This is a genomic window from Agrobacterium sp. Ap1 (genome assembly GCF_017313375.1).
Classification (GTDB): Bacteria; Pseudomonadota; Alphaproteobacteria; order Rhizobiales; family Rhizobiaceae; genus Neorhizobium; species Neorhizobium cellulosilyticum.
Window position 1 is genome coordinate 379,438 of the sequence record NZ_JAFLMY010000002.1, and the last position, 22,169, is coordinate 401,606.

General features: G+C 56.9%; 18 protein-coding genes and 1 tRNA gene. 14 read left to right on the top strand and 5 right to left on the bottom strand.

Annotation, left to right across the window (positions count from 1 at the left end; translation table 11 throughout):
- Positions 1-316: 316 nt before the first annotated feature.
- From JZX87_RS05175 to JZX87_RS05215, 9 genes are all read left to right on the top strand, one after another.
- Entirely contained in the window at positions 317-1,756 is a 1,440-nt protein-coding gene (locus JZX87_RS05175) for a lipopolysaccharide biosynthesis protein (RefSeq protein ID WP_183822900.1), read from the top strand.
- A gap of 316 nt (positions 1,757-2,072) precedes the next feature.
- On the top strand, positions 2,073-2,846 hold the full coding sequence (gene rfbF / locus JZX87_RS05180) for a glucose-1-phosphate cytidylyltransferase (protein WP_148144048.1): 774 nt from the start codon (positions 2,073-2,075) through the stop codon (positions 2,844-2,846).
- A 21-nt stretch (positions 2,847-2,867) separates the two neighbouring features.
- Positions 2,868-3,428 carry a dTDP-4-dehydrorhamnose 3,5-epimerase gene (gene rfbC, locus JZX87_RS05185; protein ID WP_206824309.1) on the top strand — a complete coding sequence of 187 codons (561 nt, stop codon included), beginning with the start codon at positions 2,868-2,870 and terminating at the stop codon, positions 3,426-3,428.
- Positions 3,425-4,756: a DUF4910 domain-containing protein gene (locus JZX87_RS05190; RefSeq protein WP_353654161.1), complete on the top strand. Its 1,332-nt coding sequence runs from the start codon at positions 3,425-3,427 to the stop codon at positions 4,754-4,756. The genes rfbC and JZX87_RS05190 overlap by 4 nt, the downstream gene beginning before the upstream one ends.
- Positions 4,753-6,030: a class I SAM-dependent methyltransferase gene (locus JZX87_RS05195; RefSeq protein ID WP_206824311.1), complete on the top strand. Its 1,278-nt coding sequence runs from the start codon at positions 4,753-4,755 to the stop codon at positions 6,028-6,030. The genes JZX87_RS05190 and JZX87_RS05195 overlap by 4 nt, the downstream gene beginning before the upstream one ends.
- Positions 6,030-6,971, top strand: a complete 942-nt coding sequence (locus tag JZX87_RS05200; protein WP_206824314.1) for a DUF707 domain-containing protein — start codon at positions 6,030-6,032, stop codon at positions 6,969-6,971. The genes JZX87_RS05195 and JZX87_RS05200 overlap by 1 nt, the downstream gene beginning before the upstream one ends.
- 13 nt (positions 6,972-6,984) lie before the next feature.
- Positions 6,985-8,031, top strand: coding sequence for an NAD-dependent epimerase/dehydratase family protein (locus tag JZX87_RS05205; protein WP_148144044.1), 1,047 nt, complete (start codon positions 6,985-6,987; stop codon positions 8,029-8,031).
- A 43-nt stretch (positions 8,032-8,074) separates the two neighbouring features.
- Positions 8,075-9,400: a protoporphyrinogen/coproporphyrinogen oxidase gene (locus JZX87_RS05210; RefSeq protein WP_286194186.1), complete on the top strand. Its 1,326-nt coding sequence runs from the start codon at positions 8,075-8,077 to the stop codon at positions 9,398-9,400.
- A gap of 150 nt (positions 9,401-9,550) precedes the next feature.
- Positions 9,551-10,945 carry a hypothetical protein gene (locus JZX87_RS05215; RefSeq protein ID WP_183822892.1) on the top strand — a complete coding sequence of 465 codons (1,395 nt, stop codon included), beginning with the start codon at positions 9,551-9,553 and terminating at the stop codon, positions 10,943-10,945.
- On the opposite strand, the gene JZX87_RS05220 is transcribed toward JZX87_RS05215, so the two are convergent.
- From JZX87_RS05220 to JZX87_RS05235, 4 genes are all read right to left on the bottom strand, one after another.
- A complete protein-coding gene (locus tag JZX87_RS05220) occupies positions 10,936-11,850 on the bottom strand; it encodes a LamG domain-containing protein (protein WP_148144042.1) in 915 nt (304 codons plus the stop codon). The two genes, JZX87_RS05215 and JZX87_RS05220, sit on opposite strands and share 10 nt — an antisense overlap.
- A gap of 363 nt (positions 11,851-12,213) precedes the next feature.
- On the bottom strand, positions 12,214-12,522 hold the full coding sequence (locus tag JZX87_RS05225; RefSeq protein ID WP_148144041.1) for a hypothetical protein: 309 nt from the start codon (positions 12,520-12,522) through the stop codon (positions 12,214-12,216).
- Positions 12,523-12,638: 116 nt separating this feature from the next.
- On the bottom strand, positions 12,639-13,955 hold the full coding sequence (locus JZX87_RS05230; RefSeq protein WP_353654162.1) for a polysaccharide biosynthesis/export family protein: 1,317 nt from the start codon (positions 13,953-13,955) through the stop codon (positions 12,639-12,641).
- 33 nt (positions 13,956-13,988) lie between these two features.
- Positions 13,989-15,077, bottom strand: coding sequence for a glycosyltransferase (locus JZX87_RS05235; protein WP_148144103.1), 1,089 nt, complete (start codon positions 15,075-15,077; stop codon positions 13,989-13,991).
- 315 nt (positions 15,078-15,392) lie between these two features.
- Here JZX87_RS05235 and JZX87_RS05240 point away from each other — a divergent pair, with 315 nt between their 5' ends.
- The 4 genes from JZX87_RS05240 to JZX87_RS05255 all read left to right on the top strand — a co-directional run bounded on the left by JZX87_RS05240 (position 15,393) and on the right by JZX87_RS05255 (position 21,082).
- Entirely contained in the window at positions 15,393-16,091 is a 699-nt protein-coding gene (locus tag JZX87_RS05240; protein ID WP_206824318.1) for a sugar transferase, read from the top strand.
- Positions 16,092-16,314: 223 nt separating this feature from the next.
- A complete protein-coding gene (locus JZX87_RS05245; protein ID WP_183822884.1) occupies positions 16,315-18,354 on the top strand; it encodes a glycosyltransferase in 2,040 nt (679 codons plus the stop codon).
- On the top strand, positions 18,351-19,994 hold the full coding sequence (locus JZX87_RS05250; RefSeq protein WP_183822882.1) for a Wzz/FepE/Etk N-terminal domain-containing protein: 1,644 nt from the start codon (positions 18,351-18,353) through the stop codon (positions 19,992-19,994). The genes JZX87_RS05245 and JZX87_RS05250 overlap by 4 nt, the downstream gene beginning before the upstream one ends.
- The gene (locus tag JZX87_RS05255; RefSeq protein WP_286194162.1) at positions 19,991-21,082 is read left to right on the top strand and encodes a glycosyltransferase family 2 protein; all 1,092 of its coding nucleotides are present in this window, start codon (positions 19,991-19,993) and stop codon (positions 21,080-21,082) included. Before JZX87_RS05250 ends, JZX87_RS05255 begins: the two co-directional genes overlap by 4 nt.
- 165 nt (positions 21,083-21,247) lie before the next feature.
- Here JZX87_RS05255 and JZX87_RS05260 read toward each other — a convergent pair whose 3' ends face one another.
- Positions 21,248-21,604 carry a hypothetical protein gene (locus JZX87_RS05260; RefSeq protein ID WP_148144033.1) on the bottom strand — a complete coding sequence of 119 codons (357 nt, stop codon included), beginning with the start codon at positions 21,602-21,604 and terminating at the stop codon, positions 21,248-21,250.
- 262 nt (positions 21,605-21,866) lie between these two features.
- On the opposite strand from JZX87_RS05260, the gene JZX87_RS05265 reads away from it, so the two are divergent.
- Positions 21,867-21,943: transfer RNA gene (locus JZX87_RS05265), tRNA-Pro, on the top strand.
- Positions 21,944-22,169 lie beyond the last annotated feature (226 nt).

Sequence of the window (22,169 nt, forward strand, 5' to 3'; positions counted from 1 at the left end):
CAATGCAGGAAATGCGCAATAAATTTAGATTTAATAATTCGTAATTCACGACGTATTTCGAGATATCTTTGATTTCAGTATAGATTATCGTCTGTTTGTGTGTATCGTTGATTTAGTCGAAAAGTCTGTTTGCGCTCTTTATCGGCATTGTCGGCATTTATCGATCGGAAACGCTCCGCTTCGACTAGGTTGAATTCGCGTTTATGACGTCCTCTGTGCCGGTTCGTCGCTTCGGACGGAAGGACGTTTTCCAGATAAGTGAGCCTTATTCTCGAAGGCTTGCTGACGTCTCTTTTGTTTGAGGGTTGGGTCGTCCATGCTTGCATTTGCCACGCTAAGAGGCGCATCCTGGCTGATCTTCTCGCGCCTGTTCGGCCGCGTTGTCGACTTTGTCAATCTTCTCATCCTGGCGCGCCTGCTCGTGCCTGCCGATTTCGGCGTCACGGCTTTGGCCATGGCGCTGGTGCTGATTATCGACAGTATATTGGAGGTGCCGGTTACCCAGGCGCTCGTGCGCCTTCCCACAATAGACAAGCAGCATCTGGATACGGGCTTCACGCTTGCCGTTCTGCGAGGCATCGCTGTTGCCGCACTCACAATCGGCTGCGCGTGGCCATATTCCTGGATCAATGGTGATCCGGAACTGGTACCCGTTGTCTGTATTCTGGCGATCGGCACGGTGGTCAAGGGGCTCTACAGTCCGGCAATGGTCTACTTCGCCCGCAATATCGATTTCCGTCCGACCTTTATTGCCGAGACGACCAGTAAGGTCTGCGGCCTGATCGCCGCTATCGTCATCGTCTATACGGAGGGCGGTTATTGGGCGCTGGTCGCCAACTATGTCGTCGCGGCAAGCGTCACGACAATGATGTCATATGTTTTTGCCCGCTATCGCCCCGCTTTCTCTCTTCGGCGTCTTGGCGATTTTGCCGGTTTCATGGGCTGGTTCACCGCCTCGCAGGTCGTGTCTGCACTGAATTGGCAATATGACCGGCTGATGATCGGCGCCTATGTTCCGAAAGCTTTGCTTGGCCGCTATACGGTGGCGAATGACGTTTCGTTGATACCGACGCAAAGCTTTATCGGCCCGGCTCTGCAGCCTCTGATGTCTGCATTTTCGAAGATGAGTTCGGACCGGGCAAGGGTCGGCCAGGCATTTCTGAAGGCAATCCGCATCGCCATGCTGATCTGCGTGCCTGCCACGCTCGGCATCGCCCTGACTGCGGATCTGGTCACTAATCTTCTGCTCGGGCCGAAATGGGCTGAGGCTGCGCCTTATCTGGCCTTGCTGTCCATCTCCATGCTGCCGGTGCCCTATTTCCAGACGCTGATTTCTCTTAGTCTTGCCCTTGATCGTCCGGATCTTCTGTTTCGGATAAATCTGATCGATTTCATCCTCCGCACGATCGCTGTCACAACCGGTTTCTATTTCTTTTCGATCGAGGGCGTTATCTACGCAAGGCTGCTGATGGCCGCCGTAATGGGGGCCTATTACGTGTTTCAGCTGCGGCAGCTCCTCAATCTCGGGTTCCGGCGGCAGATCCGGAATCTGTGGAAGGTTGCGGTGGCCGGCGCCGTGATGGTCGTTGCCGTCTATTGGTTGCGAATGCAGTTCGCCGGTCTGGAAATCCCCGATTTCCTTGAGATGGTCCTGATTGCAGGTTTCGGCGCGGCAGCTTACGGCGTAACGCTGCTGGCTCTGGGCTTGAGGCTTAAGCTCGGCGGTGGCCGCTTTGAGCTGTTTGACGCACGCTGACGTCGTCACGTGCTCAAGGGCAAGGCTTCCGGCTCTGGCGTCTGATGGGTGTCTGGCTGCCAAAGCAGTCGCAGCGGAAGCGGGATGGCCATCAATATCTGTCGAGTGATGGATAACCTGACCCAATTGTCTGGATGATATTTTTATTACTGTCGAGTTCTTCTTTAAAGCTTAACAATAAATAAAAACTCTTGCTCGCTCCGTTAATTTATGTTTTGCTTGGGTCATCACGTGAAATTGCCAGCATTCGAGTATCCTTAGTATTTCAATGTGAGATCCATTTGCGGCTCTCACAGAGCGGGTGGCGTGTTTTACTATGAAAGCTGTAATTTTGGCGGGAGGTCTTGGAACAAGACTTTCCGAGGAGACGTCGACTGTACCAAAGCCTTTGGTTGAGATAGGCGGACAGCCAATTCTCTGGCACATCATGAAGATATACGCCGCTCATGGCGTGAAAGACTTCATCGTGTGCTGCGGTTACAAGGGGCATCTGATCAAGAAGTTCTTTGAAGACCTGCGTATGCGTGGATCGAGCGTGACTTTCGATCTTGCAACATCGGAAGTTACCTATCTCGACCCGCCTTGCGAAGATTGGCGCGTCACGTTGGCGGATACGGGCGCAGATACGATGACCGGCGGCAGGCTTGCCCGGGTTCGGCATCTTCTCGGCAACGAGCCGTTTTTCATGACCTATGGCGATGGCGTCGGTGACATAGACCTGACCGCGCTTTTGAAATTCCACAAGGACCACGGCAAAAGCGCAACCGTGACTGCCGTGCAGCCGGTCGGCCGGTTCGGTGCCATGTATCTGGAAGACGAGGATCCGCGCGTCCAGTCCTTCAATGAGAAGCCAGAGAATGGCGGGACCTGGATCAGCGGCGGTTTCTTCGTCCTCAACCCGTCCGTGCTCGGGCTGATCGAAGGCGATGAAGTGATGTGGGAGAGAGGTCCCATGGACGAGTTGGCCAAGCAGGGCGAGCTTATGGCTTATCGCCATCGTGGCTTCTGGCACCCGATGGATACGCTGCGGGACAAGACGGTGCTTAACGAGATGTGGGCATCCCGTTCGGCTGAGTGGAAAGTCTGGTAGCCGCAGGCTTGAGGAGGCGTCATGAACTTCACCTCTCTCGGCGGCTCGGATGCGAAACTTATCGATCTGAAGGTTCACGGCGATAGCCGCGGCAGTTTTGCCCGCACATGGTGCACGAAGCTTTTTGATGATGCCGGTGTCGCGTTCACGCCCATTCAGGGAAATACGTCCCTGACGAAAACGCGCGGCGCTGTTCGCGGCATGCATTTTCAAAGGGCACCGCATGCTGATGCCAAGGTCGTCCGCTGCAGTCATGGGCGTATCCATGACGTGATCGTCGACCTTCGCGAGGGATCGAAGACATTGGGAGAGAGCTTCCATGTCGAACTCGGTGCCGACGATGGAAGGATGCTGTTCATTCCGGCCGGTTTTGCCCACGGGTTTCAGGCGCTGAGCGAGGACGCGATCGTAGAATACCTGATGGGTGATGCCTATTACCCGGAACTTTATGACGGAGCGCGTTACGATGACCCGCTCCTGTCGATCGAATGGCCGGAGCCGGTGACGGAAATCTCCGACAAGGATCGGGAATGGCCTGATCTTCTGGCGAGAATGCCCTGGCTTCAACGGAGCGCCGCATGATGCTGGATGGTGTGTTCAAGACTGCAGGCAATGACGACGGTGGCATCCTGCCGCCGCTCGACATGATGTCCTTGCTTCGCACCCTTTTTCCGTTGCCACGCAGCCTGACGGGGAATGGCGTGCGCGCAACGCTGCAGGCAGTGAAGCAGCATATCCCGCTCGATATCCACGAAGTTGCCACCGGCACGCAGGTCTTCGACTGGGATGTGCCGCGCGAATGGAACATCCGGGCAGCGTCGATCAAGGCGCTCGATGGCCGTGTGCTCGTCGATTTTGCCGATAACAATCTGCATGTCGTCGGTTACAGCGTGCCCGTCCGCGGCACGTTCACCCGCGGGCAGCTGGCCGCGCATATCCACACGCTGCCAGACCAGCCGGAGGCCATCCCATACCGCACCTCCTATTACGCCGAGAACTGGGGCTTCTGCTTGCCGCATTCGCTCTGGCAGACGATGCCGGACGAGGATTACGAGGTCGAGATCGATAGCGCGCTGGCCGATGGCGCGCTGACCTATGGCGAGTTCCTCATTCCCGGCGAGACAGATCAGGAGATCCTGATCTCCGTGCATGTCTGCCACCCGAGCCTCGCCAACGACAACCTGTCCGGCATCGTCGTTGCCACTGCGCTCGCAAGACATTTCCTGGCGCAGCCGAAGCGCCGCTTCGGCATCCGTTTCCTCTTCCTGCCGGCCACCATTGGCGCGATCACTTGGCTGGCGCAGAACGAGGATCATCTCGACCGCATCACCCACGGCCTTGTCCTGACCTGCATCGGTGACGATGGACCGTTCCATTACAAGAAGACTGTCGACGGCGCGGTGGTCGATCTCGCGGCCGAGCATGTGTTGCGGCATAGCGGGCATGCGTTCGGAATGCTCGAATTCTCGCCTTATGGATACGACGAGCGGCAATACGGCTCCCCTGGTATCGCCCTTCCGGTTGGCTGCCTGATGCGTGCCATCCACGGCACTTTTCCGGAATATCACACCTCGCTCGACAATTGCGACTTCGTCACATCGGAGGCGCTCGACCAGTCTTTCCACCTTCTGGTGGATCTCATCGAGCTGCTTCAGCGGAATGCCACCTATCGCCGCGTCGACGGCAGGGGCGAACCACAACTCGGGCGGCGCGGGCTTTATCGCGCCATAGCCGGGCAGAAGGAAGCAGGCGGTGCCTCGCAGATGGACCTGCTCTGGGTCCTGAACCAGTGCGACGGCAACCGCTCGCTCCTCGATATCGCGGAACGCGCCAAGGCGCCGTTTTCCAGAATACGTGCAGCCGCAGATCTATGTTTGAACGCTGAATTAATCACGGAGGTTCGGCCATGACTATCGCAAGCATTCAGGTGGAAGCATCAACGCCGAAGTCCGGCCGTATCACAGCCTGCAGGTCCTGCGGCGGAAATCATCTCGATACGATCCTCGATCTCGGCAATCAGCCGCTTGCAAACGCGCTGCTCGAACCCGAACAGCTCGGCGTTCTGGAGCCGCTGTTTCCGCTGGAAGTGGTGCTCTGCCAAGAATGCGGCCTCTTGCAGGTCAGCGAGGATGTGCCGCCGGAAATCCTCTTCGGCCAGGATTATCCGTATTTCTCGTCCTTCATTCCGGCCCTTCTTGCTCATAGCCGCGAACACGCACTCGATCTGATCGAGGAACGGGGTCTGGGAGCCGACAATCTTGTCGTCGAGATTGCCAGCAATGACGGTTATCTTTTGAAGAATTTCGTCGAGCACGGCATTCCGGTCCTCGGCATCGATCCTGCCGGCGGCCCGGCCAAGGCGGCGATCGAGATCGGCGTGCCGACGGTCATCGATTTCTTCGGCAAGGACGTGGCAACGAAGCTGGTTGCCGAAGGCAAGCGTGCGTCGGTCATGCTGGCCAATAACGTGCTCGCCCATGTCAACGACATCAACTATTTCGTCGAAGGTTTCGCCATTCTGCTGGCCGATGACGGCATTGCCGAATTCGAATTCCCTTACGTCAAGGATCTGATCGAAACCTGCGCCTTCGACACGATCTACCACGAGCATTTCTTCTATTATTCGCTGGCAGCCCTCGAACCGCTGATGGGCCGTCATGGGCTTTATCTCAACGATGCCAAGAAACTCGATATCCATGGCGGCTCGCTGCGTCTGCGGGTCTCCAAGACCGAGGGCAAGTCTGAACGGCTGCAGAAGATGCAGGCGGAAGAAGATGCGATGGGCCTGACCGGCTTCGATTGCTACCGTGATTTCGGCCTGCGCGTTTCCGGCATCCGTGATGACTTGCGGAAGATGCTCGGTGCCTTCCGTGAAGAAGGCAAGACGATCGCCGCCTATGGCGCGGCCGCCAAGGGCGCGACGCTTCTGAACTATGCCGATCTGCCAGCCGGTACGATCTCCTATGTCGTGGACCGCAACACCCACAAGGTAGGCAAGTTCATGCCCGGCGTCCGCTTGCCGATCCGGCCGGTCGAGGAGCTGGTTACCGCGCCGACCGATTATCTGCTCATCCTGCCCTGGAATTTTGCCGACGAGATCGTCGCCCAGCAGGCGGATTACAAGAAGAAGGGCGGAACCTTCCTCAAAGCCATTCCCTATCCTCAGGAGATCGAGGTGGGCTGATGTCTGACGCCAACAAAGTCCGTAACCTCGTATTCGCACGCGTCGGCCGCCTGTCGCTGCATCGCAACTGGCTGGTCGAGCCGAAGGCGTCGCGAAACTGGGATCTGCAGCTGAGCACTTATGACGAGCAGCAGTCGGATCTCGATGACGGAGACTTTCCGCTCTCCGTCGACACCGGCACGAAATGGGATAGCGCCTGTCGCTACCTGCGGGCCAATCCCGATCTGCTTGACCGCTACGACTACATCATGTTTCCCGATGACGACCTGCTGTTCGAGCCGAATGGCCTGTCGAACCTGTTCGACCTCATGACGTCGAACGATCTGGATATAGGCCAGCCGTCACTCCTCCCGTCGAGCCATATTTCCTATCCGGTCACGGCGCATTGCCCTGGTTTCACGCTGCGATATTCGAATTATGTCGAACCGATGTGCCCGATCATCCGCACGGATTATCTGCGCACGCTCCTTCCCATCCTTGCCCGTTGGCCGACCGGCTGGGGGCTGGATGATATCTGGACCATGATGATGGCAAAACCGGCCTATCGCGCCGCCTTCATCGATGCCTCGCCGATCCTGCACACGAGGCCGCTTTATACCGGCGCCGTCTACAAGACCTTCGAGAGACTGGGCATGAACCCGGAGGGCGACCTGAGGGAGGTCAGAAGCACGTTCCGGGGCGTGCCGCAGCCGAAACTGATCTATGGCGGCATAACCGATGGCGGCCGCAAGGTCAGCCATCTCGCCGCCAATATTCGCAATGGCCTGCATCTCCTGCGCGCCGCAAGCGCAATGCGCAAACCGCGCGAAGCCCGAAGGGCGGGTTACGGCATGCTGATACGCACGGTCACCCAGATCGGCTACCGGCCGGTGCAGCTTGAAAAGGTGGTCGGGGCGAGCCCCGCCGTCACCGTTCTTTCGACAACCACAACCACAAGATAGAGGCGGTTCGTATATGCGTATCCTGATCACCGGAAATATGGGTTATGTCGGCCCGGTCGTGGCAGCACATTTTCGCTCGGTCTGGCCGGACGCGGAGCTTATCGGGTTCGATACCGGTTATTTCGCCCAATGCCTGACGCTGCCCGATGAATTTCCCGAGCGTGTGCTCGACAAACAGGTCTTCGGCGATGTCCGTGACTTTCCGGTGGAATTGCTCGAAGGCGTGGATGCGGTCGTGCATCTGGCAGCTCTTTCCAACGATCCGATCGGCGCCCGTTTCGAAAAGCAGACGGAAGGCATCAATTACCGCGCCAGCGTCGATATCGCCACGGCAGCCGCTGAGGCAGGTGTGAAGAGCTTCGTCTTTGCCTCCAGCTGCAGCGTCTACGGCTTTGCCGAGGGTGGGCCACGCAAGGAAAACGACACGCTGACACCGCTGACCGCCTATGCAAGGTCCAAGATCGCCACCGAACAGGCGCTGGAACAGCTGGAAGCGCCGGACATGGCGATCACCTGCCTGCGCTTCGCCACCGCATGCGGCCAGTCCCCGCGGTTGAGACTGGATCTGGTGCTGAACGATTTCGTCGCGACGGCCCTTTCGACCGGCGAGATCAAGGTCCTGAGCGACGGCACGCCCTGGCGCCCGCTGATCGATGTCAAGGACATGGCGCGAGCCATGGAATGGGCAATCAAGCGCGATAGCGACAATGGCGGCCGCTTCGTGTCGATCAATGCCGGCCGCAACGAGAACAATTATCAGGTCTTCCAGCTTGCCGAGGCCGTCGCCCAGGCGATCCCCGGAACGCGCGTGTCGATCAACAAGGACGCACTGCCGGATCTGCGCTCCTATCAGGTGGATTTCACCCGCTATGCCAAGGCAGCCCCGGACCACCAGCCGGCTGTCTCCCTGTCTGAATCGATCACGCGGTTGGTCGACGGTTTGACGAGTGCAAAACAGGCGGGACGTGAAGTCATTCCGGCTGCGGCCAAGCGACTGACCACGCTTGAACGCCTCATGGATGCGGGACGTCTGTCCGACGATGTTCGCTGGGTAAACTGAAGCGCCGAGACCAAAAGAGACGAGTGGTGATAAGGGAACGATGATGGAGCATCAGGGATATGCGATCTTGGGCAGCGGAATGGCCGGGTTCGGCGCCGCCAACGTTCTGTTTGCCAATGGCATACGGGCCAGGATCTACGACAAGCGCTCCAGGCCGGGCGGCCTGACCTCGAGCTTCGGCAATGGTGACGGCTTCGTCTTCGACGAGGGCGTGCATATCTCGTTCACGAAAAATCCCCGCGTGAAGGATCTGTTTGCTGAATCGACCGGCCAGAAATTCGAGGTCGGCAATGTCTATTGCAACAACTACTGGCAGGGGCATTGGATCAAGCATCCCGCCCAGGTCAACCTTCACGGCCTGCCGGCCGAGCTGGTGGTCAATTGCATCAAGGATTTCATCGAGGCGCGCCAGATCGAAAACCCGAAGATCACCAATTACGAAGACTGGCTGCTGGCCGCCTTCGGCAAGACCTTCGCCGAAACCTTCCCGGCAGTTTACACTCGCAAGTATCACACCACGGATGCCAGCAACATGTCGACGGACTGGCTGGGGCCGCGTCTCTATCGCCCCAATCTGGAAGAGGTGCTGCGCGGCGCGCTCGAACACGAGCCGCTCGACGTTTTTTACGTCAATGAGTTCCGTTATCCGACGGAAGGCGGCTTCGAATCCTTCATCAGCGGCTTTTACGACAAGGCCGAAGTGCTCTGCGACCACGAGATCGCGGCGATCGACACGAAGGAAAAGCAGCTCACATTCAAGGACGGCACGACGCATGATTTCAAGAAGCTGATTTCGTCCCTGCCTCTCCCGATCGTCATTCCGCTGATCAAGGGTGTGCCGGATGACGTTCGCGAAGCCGCAGCGAAGCTCGCCTGCACCCAGGTCGTGGTCGTCAATATCGGGCTCAATCGCCCGATCGAGACCAAGCCGCAATGGTCCTATTTCTACGATGAGGACATCCCGTTCGCGCGCGTCAGCTACCGCGGCAATCTTTCAAAGAAAAGCGTTCCCGATGGCTGTGGGGCTCTGCAGGCGGAAATCTACTTCAGCGAAAAATACCGGCCGCTGACCGGCAGCCCGGACGAGTGGATCGAACCGGCCATCGATGCGCTGATAAAGTCCGGCATCGTGCAGTCGCGCGCCGAGATCATTCACAAGAGCGCAATCATGCTGCCTTTTGGCAACGTAATCTTCGATCTTGACCGAAAAGCCGCCGTCGAAACCGTGCATGCCTATCTTGACGAGGTGGACATCGAATATTGCGGCCGCTTCGGCCAGTGGGGCTATATCTGGACCGACGCCGCCTTCCTGAGCGGTGAACGAGCCGCGCGTGCAGCGCTCGGGCTAACCGGAACTGTCGAGGAGTAGAGCAATTCGCTTCAAGGTTGGAACCGGTTTTACGGCCGGAATTGCGTCAGAACAGGGAGATGGAGCGATCTCGCGTTTTGAGGAAACGCGGAAACGCACTCGCTCGACGGCGCGCCAAACTCACTTCACCACAAAGGCGGGGTTGCTGCGATGAGTATCCCGCCCGTTGGTGTTTTCACACTTATCGTCGGCATCCTCTGCCTGATATCCGGTTATCGCGCCACAGCGATTGCCTTCGGCGTGATGACCATATTCGGCGGAGCGGCTGCGGTGATGATCGGCGGGGCAGGCATTCAGCCCGGCCATCTCTTCGTCGGCTTCCTGGCGCTCGCAACGCTCTCCTACCGTGAGAAGATGAAGGTCGCACTCAACGCGCTGGCCTTTCCGCAACCTGCTTTCTGGCTTCTCTGCCTTCTGACCTATGGCGTGCTTGCAGGGTTTTTCGCTCCGAGGCTGTGGGCGGAGACGATGAACATCATTCCGCTCGGCTCGTCGGAATATCCCGAGACCGGCGGCGCGGTGCCGCTCGGTCCGGTTTCCAGCAATCTCACCCAGGCCATCTACAACACCGCCAATATCGTGACCTTCGTCATGATCGTTGCGATGGCCTCTACCATGGCAGGGTTTCGCGCGGCGACCGGTACCGTCTTGGCCTTCTCTTCCGCCAACCTGCTCTTCGGTATTGCCGATCTCGTCACCTACGGAACCCCGATCCAGGAACTCTTCAGCTATATCCGAAACGCACCTTATGCGTTCCATGACGAGGCGATTGTCGCCGGCGTCAAGCGCGTTGTCGGTTCCTGGCCGGAAGCTTCCACATTCGCCGGTGTCAGCCTGGGCGTGGTGGGTTTTGCCGGAACGATGCGCATTTGCGGGCGCTACAGCAAATTGACAGGTTTTCTCTTCCTGCTGACATCGATCATGGTGATCAGATCCACTTCGTCCGCCGGCCTGTTCGGTCTGCCGGTGTGCCTCGCAATCCTTTACATGACCTGCTTTTTCCGCTGCGGCGGCCAGTCCGGCACGCGGATCAGTGGCGGCGTCGTCCTTTTCGCGCCGATCATCCTCGTCCTCATCGGCATGATGATCGTTATGAACGAGGATCTTTTCCGCCAGCTTTATGCCTATTTTGATCTTCTGCTGTTCAGCAAGGCGAACTCTGCATCCGGCATCGAACGGGGCATGTGGAATGCCTATGGCTGGAGCAATTTTATCAACTCTTATGGCCTCGGCGTCGGGCTGGGCACATCCCGCACATCGAGCTTCATTATTGCGCTTCTTTCCAATGTCGGCATTCCGGGTGTGATTTTCTTCGGCCTATTCTTTTTGTCTGCCTTTTACACCAGGCGGGGAACGCCGCGGACCTTCGACAGTGATGTCCGGCTTGCCGGCCGCAACGGCTGCCTTTGTCTTCTCATCGGCGCTTCGGTATCGGGATCAACCGTGGATACCGGGCTTTTGTTTTTCGTCATGGCAGGGCTTGCGACAGCGGTGCCGGCCGAAGAGCGTGAGACGTCTTTCGCGCCGGTGCCTGCTCACGCATAGACCTTCACATAGTCCACTCGCATCGATGTCTCCATGTGTTCGGGAAGCAAGGGGTCCGGGTAAGGCACGTCCGCACGCAGCGCGAGGGTCACGAGCGGCCAGAAGAGATCGTTATTGGCCTTGATTTCTGCAGCGCGCCCGATCGGCCAGACGGTCGGCCGGCCGCTCGCGGGATCGATCACCGGCTCACGTTCGAAATACGGCCTGCATTCGCTCTCGGTCACCAGCATCCCGTAGCGACAATATTGCGTCGTCATGTCGACCGGTGTCCTGACGCCGACTTCGGCGTGCCGTTCTCCCGGCTGGCCCCATTCGTGCAGGTAGGCACCGTAATTCGTCGGCTCGAACCCCTTCTGCTCGACAACATCGATCTCGATGCTGGTTTTCGGGAAAAGAATGCTGCGGCCATTCATCAGCCAGAAGGCGGGCCATGTGAGCGGATGTTTGGGAAAGATCATCCGGGTCTCGAAGTAGCCGGTCCGCCATCCCTTGAGAATTGTCCCGTCTCCGCGGGCAGTCTGAAGATTGCCGGAAATCCATTGCTTCTGAGGATCCCCGTTGCCGTAATAATGCGGCACGGACATTTGCCGTCCGATATATTTTGCCGAAATCTGCAGCGCCTTGCCGTTTGCCGTCGCGTCGTCGTCGACGATTGCGTAAGGATTGAAGCCCTCCTCGCCGGTGCTACGGGCAAAGGCGGAATTACCGTAAAAGCCCGGATCGAATGTCGTGGCTTTCCGCCCGGCTTCCCAGATCGTCCAGTCGATCGTTCTGAATTGCTCGTCAAAGATCAGGCGGCGTCCGCTGGTCGGGTCACTTGCTGCCAGCGCCCGGCCACCCAGCATCACCCCGGCCCCTGCCAGTACCGATGCCTTGACGAATGTTCTACGCGGCAGCTTCGACATGTCCGATCCTATCTTCAAGGAAGTTGAGTGTGTCGTGGCAGGTCAGCGGCTCTGGGATGATCGCTTGGATATATCCGTTTTTATTATCCGTATTTCCCGATGTTCGTGAAAGGGAGGTGAATGCTCCATAGATTGATCATCGGTTATTCAGTTTTTCTGTATGTATTGATAGGTTATACTAGCGATAGACACGGCGTCCATCGAAAATAAACGTCGATACGTATATTTGATTGTCGTATGAAGACTTAGTATATCCCAGGCGCATGGGATGGAATTCAATTGCGAAATTTGAATATTTGCTTCGAATAGGCCGAAATTATCCGCATCCGGCCCGAACACGCCTTCGGCTATCTGCCGCGCTGGTCAGGGGTGTTGCTGATCGTGAAGATATTTGGTGCCAGATTCCAGCTCCGAATGCCGGTGCTTGGCTTTATGTGCCCGGCTATGGGCCACGTAGCGTACGAAATGAGAGGCAATATAGCCAGCGCCAAGCGCAGTGCTCAGCATCATGATCCATATGAAGGTAGATGCCAATGAAAGTCCCGACAGGACTGCGGTCAAGAGATAGACAATCGCAACAAACACGGAAAGTATAGTAAAGACAACGACATGAAGCCAGATTCCACAAACGGCGCCAATGGCGGCAGAAAGGATCAGGACCCAAATAGCCATTCATTACTCAATTTTAATTAGGATTCTCTAATATTAATATCGCATGTCTATGCGTGTTCGATCAAGCCCCGAGCACTGCCGTGGCGAGTTTTCCTCTCTATTAGGGTTGATGCCGGTTATTGCGAGGCGCCCCCGTTTTGCGTCACCGCATTCTGTTGAGGCTCGACACGAATGACGTCGCCGGGCTGAACGGCATCGTCGTCCTTGACCACGAATGTCTCCGTCGCGCCGTTGATCGTGCGGCTGATTTTCGTGATCGTACGCGGGCGGCCTTCGGCATTCAGCGCGGATAGGGCCGCCGGCACGCGCATCTCGATATTCAGGAGCAGTGCCTGCGAGGTTCTCATCTTCTCGTCATTGGCTGCAAGCTTGTCTCTGAGCTCTGATGCTTCCATCAGTGCGGATGCCTTGAACTTCTCCACGACGGCCAATGCGTCCTGGTCGAGTTTCGTCAGATCCTGCTGAGTAGTCAAAAGTGCAAGCGATACGTCGAGATTGCGGCTCTCGAGATCCGCGAGATTCTGGTTCGCGCCAAGCTGGCGTGATGACACGGTCAGCCCTTGTGATACCAGCTTGTTGACCGAGCTCAGATCCTTGTTGGCGAGATCGATCTGCTTCGTCAGCGACGCTTCCTTCTGCTTAAGTCCTTCGATCTGGTTCTTGGCAAGAACCTTGGACTGTTCCAGCGCGGTAAGATCGGAATCCATAGAGCGCAGGCGGCTGTCCAGAAGCGCCTGCTCGTTTCGCATCACCTGCATCACTGCGGTCTGGGACGAGCGCTCCGTCAGTTCGCGCGGAAAGCTGATCTTGACGTTCTTCGCCAGCATGGCATCCACGCGGGCTTGTCTCGCCAGGAGACCAAGCCGCTCTGCTTCAAGCTCCCGCATCGTGCCTTGGTTCACAAGGGCCTCGCGCTGGACCTCCATGACCCGAGGGTCAACGCTTCCGCTTCCTCCAGCCATGCTGAGCGCCTGGGTTACGGTAAGGCCGGGGAGGAAATTGAACTTGCCGGGTGTCCCAACTGCGCCGGTAACGAAAAATGGCCGGTAGCTGGAGATTTCGATCGATGCATTCGGCCGTTTCTGAAGACCGATCTGGGCCTGAAGTTGCTCGCCGATGATCTCGGAAACTTCCTCTGGCGTCTTGCCGGCGACCGGAATTGTACCCACGATCGGCAGTGAAAGCGTTCCGGAGGCCGAAACCGTAAATTCTCCCGTCAGCGGCACCCACTCATATGCGATACCCGCACTCGGCCGCCATTCGAAAACGCGGATCTTCAATACGTCGAGCGGACCGAGAAGATAGGTGGCTGCAAGGGCTTGCCCGATGGTCGATACGAGCATGCCCGAGGCAAGCGCAACTATCGCGGCACCTGCGGAGAAGGAAAAGAATGCTTTGCGGTTACGGCGGCAGGAGGAATTGGTATGCTTCACGTTCCCTATGCTCCTTCGGCTATTTCACCTGTGTCATGCTATCTGTGCGGGTCTCACGGCCGGCGGCGGCTCTGTGCCAAGCGCCTTGTACGCAAAGTTACTGAATTTCCTGATGAACACAGGTGTGGCGAAATCTGCGGCACGTGTCACGGCATCGGCCGGATCGAAGTCCATGCGCTCCAGCCGATCAATTGCGTCGATAAGCGTCTCGACGGTTTGATCCTTGAAGAAAACGCCTGTCCTGCCATCGATAACCGTCTCGGTTGCTCCGCCGCGCCCAAATGCGATGACGGGACGACCGCTTGCCATGGCTTCCAGAGGGACTATACCAAAATCTTCTTCGCCCGGAAAGATCAGGGCTCTGCACCGTGCATAGTGATACTTCAGCACGTCGAAGGATTGTGAGCCCATGATCGTCACTGTCGGGCCGGCAATCTTGCGAAGATAGTCCAGCATCTCGCCGCCGCCGATGACGACGAGTTTTTTCTTCATCAGATTGAAGGCCTCTACAGCCAGATCCGGCCTCTTGTAGCCGACGAGTTCGCCGACCATCAGATAATAGTCGCCGACCTCCTGCATGGGCACCGGGCGGAAAGCCTGAGTGTCGACAGGCGGGTGGATGACATCCGCATCCCTGCGATAATAGCTTCTGATCCGGTTGGCGACTGTGACCGAGTTGGCGGCGAAATGATCGACCCGGCTTGCCGTTCCGATATCCCACGCCCGGAGGCGATGCGCGAGCGGCGGCATCATCAGCCGCGTCATTATACCTGACTTCCGATAGTATTCGTGATACATATTCCAGACGTATCGCATCGGAGAATGACAATAGCAGATGTGAACGGCCGGAGAATTCGGAATAACGCCCTTGGCAGGGCCGGATTCGCTACTGATGACAAGATCATATTGACTTAAGTCCAGCTGCTCCAGAGCCATCGGCATCAGGGGAAGGTATTTTTTATACATACGCTTTGCATACGGCAAAGAATTGATGAACGTCGGATAAATTGTATGTGAATTGATCGCAGCTGATATGGAAGCCTTGTCATATACATGTGTGTAAATGTCAGCTTGAGGGTAAATCTTGCAGATCGCCTCAAGGACTTTCTCGCCGCCTCGCATTCCGACGAGCCAATAGTGGATAATTGCCACACGCATGAACCACCTCACGAGAATCGTTATATTCTATAAATCGTATTAGTTCCGAGAGTTCTGAGGATAAACCTGTAATTTCGGTTGTTCCAAAGAAGAACTAAGGGAGAACGGTCCGGAAAGTTTCACTAAAGACTTCCTGGAGTTTCTAACATTTTTCAATAGACTACAGTCAATAAATATATTGTCAAACTTTTAAGCATTTGTTAGCAATGATTAACAGTGCTACGCAGTGCATGCAAATCGACTGACCTTTAATCACATCTGCTGATATGGAGTGCGTCAATGCGTGACGTCAATGTAAACGCCGGCGAAAGTGGCATTCAGCGATTATTTGTTTTCGACAAATTCAAGTTAAGGCTGTCTCCTAGGCTATCTTTATTTGCAAAGCGTGCTTTAGATATTCTTTTGTCTTTGACGGCTTTGCTTGTTCTTATACCATTAATATTTATAACATCTCTCGTATTGCTGCTGATACAGGGAAGGCCAATCTTCATAGCTCATAGCAGGATTGGGCGAGGCGGGGGTATGTTCCCATGTCTTAAGTTTCGCACCATGGTCAACAATAACGAAGCGTTGCTTGAAAAATACTTGGCGGATAATCCTGCGGAGCAGGCGGAATGGGCGGCGACGCGCAAGCTGAAGAACGATCCGCGCATCACGCCGTTCGGCGCTTTTCTGCGCAAGAGCAGCATTGACGAGATTCCGCAGCTCGTGAACGTTGTTCTCGGCCATATGAGCATTGTCGGTCCTCGCCCGATCGTTCCCAGCGAGACGGTTTATTATGGCCAGAACTACGCCGATTATATTCGCGTGCGTCCGGGTCTGACAGGATTGTGGCAGGTTAGCGGGCGAAGCGATGCAGATTATGTCAAGCGCGTGCAGCTCGATGCGCTGTATGTCGCCAATCGCAGTCTTGTCGGCGATCTGGTGATTATGGCCAAGACCATACCCGCCGTGTTGAATGCGCGTGGAAGCTATTGAGGAGTAATGCCTTTTGGCATTGCGGGCATCATTCGAGCGCTGGTTGGGTCTGGTAATATATCGTCGAAAAATCGGGGTGTATTCCCTTCTGGATTAACTATTTCAACTCTTCAGTGCTGAAACTTGAATTTATCGTGCTATTGTTATTGAAGTATCCGGTATTTTTACTGGAATAGGATTTCAACAATAGTTTCTGTGGCAGGGAAGGCGTTGGAATTTATCGATGGGCCTGAAGGATAGTTTCGCAGTCAACGGCCGCTTTCTGACCCAGACGCCAACCGGCGTGCAGCGCTACGCCTTGAATGTGCTGAAGGCCCTCGATGAGGCAAGCGGTGGCGGGGCGGTCGCTTCGCTTCTTGTTCCTTCCGGCGCTGCCGATCCAGGTCTGAACGCCTTTTCGCGGATTGAAGTCGCCAGCCGCCTCAACGGCCATGCGTGGGAACAATGCGTTCTGCCTTGGAAATGGCGTGGCCCCTTGCTCAATCTCTGCAATACGGCTCCTGTCGCCAAGAAGAACCAGATCGTCTGTATCCATGACGGCAACGTTTTTGCAGCGCCTGACAGCTACAGTCTGGCGTTCCGGACGGCCTACAAGTCCATCCAGCCGGTGCTCGCCAGACGGGCGATGCGGATCGCGACGGTTTCGCATGCCTCGGCGCGCCAGCTTGCCCGCTACCTGCCGATAGAGGCAAAGGATATCGCCGTCCTGCCGAACGGCTACGAACATGTCCTGCAATGGAATGCCGACGCGGCCACCATCGCGCCGGGGATCGTTCAGGCGATCGCAGCGCGGTCTCGCCGGTATGTTTTTGCGCTTGGATCCCGCGCCAGGCACAAGAACCTGGCGCTTCTGTCCAAGATTGCCGCGGAACTGGATAGGCTTGGAATAGATATTGTCATTGCCGGGGGGGATTTCGGTATTTTCAGCGAAAGCGCGGCGGGGCAGCACGACAATGTCATAATGGCCGGTCGGGTTTCCGATGACGACATCGCCTATTTTCTGAAACGTGCCCTGTGTCTTGCCTTTCCCTCCCTGAATGAGGGTTTCGGCTTGCCCGTCGTGGAGGCGATGGCACTGGGATGCCCGGTCATATCGTCTTACCATTCGAGCATGGCCGAAGTCTGTGGCGATGCCGCGCTGATGGCTTCGCCCTTCGACCCGGCTCAATGGATAGCTTATGTCGAGGCCCTGAGGAACTCGGCTTCGCTGATGGACGACCTGCGTGCGAAGGGTTTCGTCCAGATGCAGAAATTCTCCTGGCGTGAGACCGCTGCAGGATATTGCGAACTGCTTGACGAGCCGACGGTCCGCCTGGCGCCTCCTGCGCCGGCAGCGCCGCCCATTGCCAGGGTTGCTGTCGCCATCGCCACCCGCGGTCGTCCGGCAGTCGTGTCGCAGACCGTCCGTCACCTTCTGGAAACGCAGACATTGGCGCCCGAGCGGGTAATCCTTTCCTGCGTGGATAGCAGTGATGCTGGAGATCTTGCCGATGATGATCGTGTAGAGGTGCTCACCGGGAAGGCGGGCTTGCCGGCCCAGCGCAACAACGCTCTGGATCATTTGCCAACGGGAATTGACGTTCTCGTGTTTCTGGACGACGATTTCGTTGCCGACCCGAACTGGCTTGCCACCGCGGCGCGCGCCTTTGCGGACGAAAGCAGTGTGGTGGGCTTTACCGGGCGTGTGGTCGCCGATGGTATCAAGGGGCCGGGCATACCCTTTACTGAGGCAGTCAAGCTTGTCGAAGAGGCCCCTGCGACTGAGGGATCGGTCTGGGAGCGTCCCTTCAGCCCCTACGGCTGCAACATGGCGTACAGAGTATCGGCGATAGGCGATAATCGCTTCGACGAGCGTCTCGTTCTTTATGGCTGGCTGGAGGATCGCGACTTTGGTGCATCGCTGGCGAAAAAGGGCGGGGACCTGGTCAAATGCGCCGAAGCCTATGGTGTTCACATGGGAGTGAAGGTCGGCCGGGTCAGTGGCCAGCGCTTGGGATATTCGCAGGTAATAAACCCCGTTTATCTACGTCGGAAGGGAACGATGACGACCAAACAGGCGATCGGCCAGATCTGGCGCAACATGTCGATGAATTTCGCAAAGTCCGTGGCCCCGGAACCGTTTATCGACCGGCGTGGCAGGGTAAAGGGAAATCTAGCAGCCTTGGCTGATCTTCTGTGCGGTAAAATCAACCCGGAAAGAGCGGCCTCTCTGGATGTTCCGCCCACCAAACTCGAGCGCCTTGGCGGAGGTGCCGCACGATGACTTTTGACAGACCTGGTCCCGTCGAGCGAGCGTCGCGCATCTGGCCTATAGATAACGTGGCAAAGGATAACAGGGTCGATGGCCCTGTCATGTTCCTTAAACTGGTTTTTGTCATAGCGTGGCGATACAAGCTTCGCCTGCTTGCCTGCATGTTTTCAGGTGTCATTGCCGCAGCGCTTTACGCGCATTCTCTGCCGCGCACCTATGATGCGACAGCCACGATCTTGCTCGAACCGCGCCAGTTCGCCAATGCCAGCTCGATATTGCAGCAGGGGCTTGATCTGAACAGCGCCGAAAGTGAACTGCAGATCATTCTCTCGGAGCGGCTTCTCTCGGCAGTTTTCGAAAGCCTGAAATTGTATGAAAGCCCGGAGCTTGCGCCCCAGCCTGTGAGCTTGCTCAAGTCGGCCATTACCGGCCCGATCGAGTGGGTCCGGTCGACTTTCTCGGGACAGCCCGCGGAAAATAACGCCACCACGCTCACCCAAAGCCCGGAAGAAAATCTCAAGCGTGTTGCCTTCGCCAACTTCGTTGAGAGAGTGTCCGCACGCCGCGTCGGCCAGTCCTATGTTGTTGCGGTCGGTTATTGGTCCACGGACCCAACCCAGCCCGCGCGTGTCGCCAATGCCATCATCTCCGGTTACATCCTGCAATCCGTCACCTCGAAGGAACAGGTTGCCAGCGCCGGAACGGAAACCCTGCAGGGGCGACTTGATGCATTATCCGCCCAGATCGCGACGGCCACGCAGGCGATGAAGGAAGGCACGCTGCCAAAGGCCGCGACACCGGATGCCGATGCCAAGATCACTGGCGCCGCACTTCCCCCTCTTGCTCCGTCAAGTCCAAAAACCTCTCTTATCGTGGCATTCGGCGGCGTGCTGGGATTGTTTTTCGGTATGGCTGCGCTGGCCATGAGCATTGCTTTCGATCGCAAGGTCCGCAGTCCCAAGGATCTGGAAACTGAAACCACGATGCCTTGCATGGCTCAGATACCGGAGGTCGGGGGCCGATTGCAGCTTGCGACGCGGGTCGGGGCCGGACAGCGGATGCGGCGCCACGCGGCGGCCATCCGTGATCTGCGTACCTTGATCGATATCTCCTATACCCACAAGAAGGCCGACAAGAACGCCGTGATCGCGCTGGCGGGCTATTCCCGTGACGCGGGCGGATCGGCGCTCGCGCTCAACCTTGCAGATATGCTCAATCGCAGCGGACGTCCCGCAACCGTGTTCTGGTGCGGTGAACAGACCAGGGGCGTATCGGGCGGCCCGCTCGCATCGCTTGCAGATGCCGCAATTTCGGAAGCGGATATCGCGGAGATAACTTTCGAGCAGCGGGACGGGATTGCAATTTTGCCGGTCCTCTCCCGTGATGCGGTGACCAATATCTATTCCAATTTCCGTCACCCGCGCATCCGCGAGATCATTGAAGCGGCGCGTCAGAAAGGTGATGTTATTATCGATCTTCCTGAATTGGATAGTTCGTTGGACGCCCTGGCTCTTGCGTCTCAAGCCGATGTCGTCGTCCTCGTGACGCGGTGGGGTCGCACGACGCGGGAAGCCGTCAAGAGCGCCGAGCAGCAGCTGCGCAGGGCCGGAGCCAATCTTGTCGGTTATATCATCAACAGGCAACGGTCATGACCGACGACATTGCCTTGAAAACGCTTGAGTCTATGGTAGCGGGTCAGGGCAAAAACATCTCCATGGATACGCGGGGTGCCGGCTCTCCCAAATTGGCGGTCATCGTTACCTGCTGGAATTATGCCGATTATGTCACCGATGCCATTGAAAGCGTTTTGAGGCAGGGTCGCCGGGATTGTGAACTGGTCGTCATCGATGACGGATCGACAGATAATTCCTGGGACGAAATATGCCGAACTGGCGTCCGGGCGTACCATATCGAAAATGCCGGGCAAAGGCTCGCCTGCCTTCGCGGGCTACAGGAGACGACGGCCCCTTTCGTCCTGTTTCTCGATGCCGATGACGAATTGTTGCCCGGCGCGCTGACGGAAGTCCTCTGGCACCTCGACAAGGATGTGGCGAAACTTCAGTTCCCGTTGCTGAGGATGGATGCGCGGCGGCGGATCATGAGCGGTCCCGTCCCACCGCTTTCCGATTTTCGTGAGAGGGAACTGCTCGTCCGGGAAGTTCTGAAGACCGGATACTACACAAGCCCTCCGACATCCGGAAATGTGTTTCGCAGGGATGTCTGCCAACTGATAGAAGGAGCGGATTACGAACGCGCTGTCGATGGCGTCATCCTGTTCGTGGCTCCTTTCATGGGTGACATCATAAGTCTTTCGAGGCCGCTCGGCCTTTACCGGGTGCATGACCGCAATGATTCCGGTTTCAGCAGTGAATTGAACCCGATCCCGCTCAAGCGCGAGGCGGAGCGTTTCGAGCACCGGCTGGAGCATCTTCGCTCGCTTCTTGATAAGACAGGTCTCGGATCCCGCCTGGTGACCGCCAATCGCGCCTATTTTCATCAGGAACGCAGCTTCTATCTGGCAATCGCAAACAGCGCACGTGTCGGGCTACGCCAGCTCCTGTTTCTGCTGTCGCTTTTGTGGACCTATCCGTATTCCGCCAAGGTCAAACTGTCGATGACAGTCTTTTTTGCGCTAACCTTCATGCTTTCATCCGAACGGGCAAAGCGCGTCATCAATTATCGCCTGCAGGCGCACAGCAGGTCCGCCATGGGACTTATCAGGGCAATTTTCCGGCGTTAGCCATCGACGTTTCACTCGCGGGCCCGGGCAACCGGGAAAACCGTGAAGAGAAGCATTCCGTCAATGGCGGCTCCAGACGGCTACCCTGATTTGCAGCCATCGCGCGTGTTCTGAAGCGTAGCACCGGTCCGGGGAGCGGTGCTACGCAAGTCTCTACAGGTGCTGTTACGCGCCGGCCAACAGTTCCTCGCAGTAGCTCGGTCCGGTTGCGCCGGGGCGGTCGGCGGTGATCTCGATATTGCGGATCGTGTAATCGGAGGAAACGGTGATCTTGGCTGAGCAGCTGACGCTGGCGCTCTTGCCGTTCTCCAGCTTGATGCGCTTGTAGCCGCCGCGCCAGCTATAGACTGTGCTGGAACCGGATGTAACGTCATCGAGCGGCGGATTGTATTTTGCAAAGAACTCGCCGGCAGAGTGGCCGACCCAGCGCTTGGATATCGGGCTGTCGGTTATGGTAACGGTCGTGCAGCTGGAAAGTGCAAGTGCGAGAAGGGCGGTCGATGCGATGAGGCGGCGGCTCATGATCCGTGAAAATCCTTGTGTGATGGGCTGGTCCCCAAGCAATGCCTGCGGGACATATGTCATGTTCCAGCTAGCAGATTTTCCTGGCTCACCGCGAGATCACGGGACGGCTTTGACATCAAATTCTTGAAGCGCCGCTTTTTTGCAACGGATTCAGGGCAGTTCCACGAGGTGCGACAAACGAATTAAGCCTTGTCACATTTTTTTCGAAAACGGTGCTTGTCGAAGGAAAAATGCTGTTCTATAGAGGCGCCACTGGTCACGGAGTGTAGCGCAGTCTGGTAGCGCACCACGTTCGGGACGTGGGGGTCGCAAGTTCGAATCTTGCCACTCCGACCAGTCAAAAGCCTTTCAGAGCAAAGGTTTCAACTCCCGAAAGACTTTCTCCGCAGAATTCCTTTTCTGATAAACGGACCGATTGGGGACTGTTTTATCGTTTGGGCTTAAGAACGCATTTGTCGGCGCGATCTGGACGTCCCAGTTTGCATGTGTGCGGTCTGTTTAAACCCTTTCGCTGCCGCCTCCATTACCATGTCCGAGATCGATTAATCTCGAACCAGCAGGT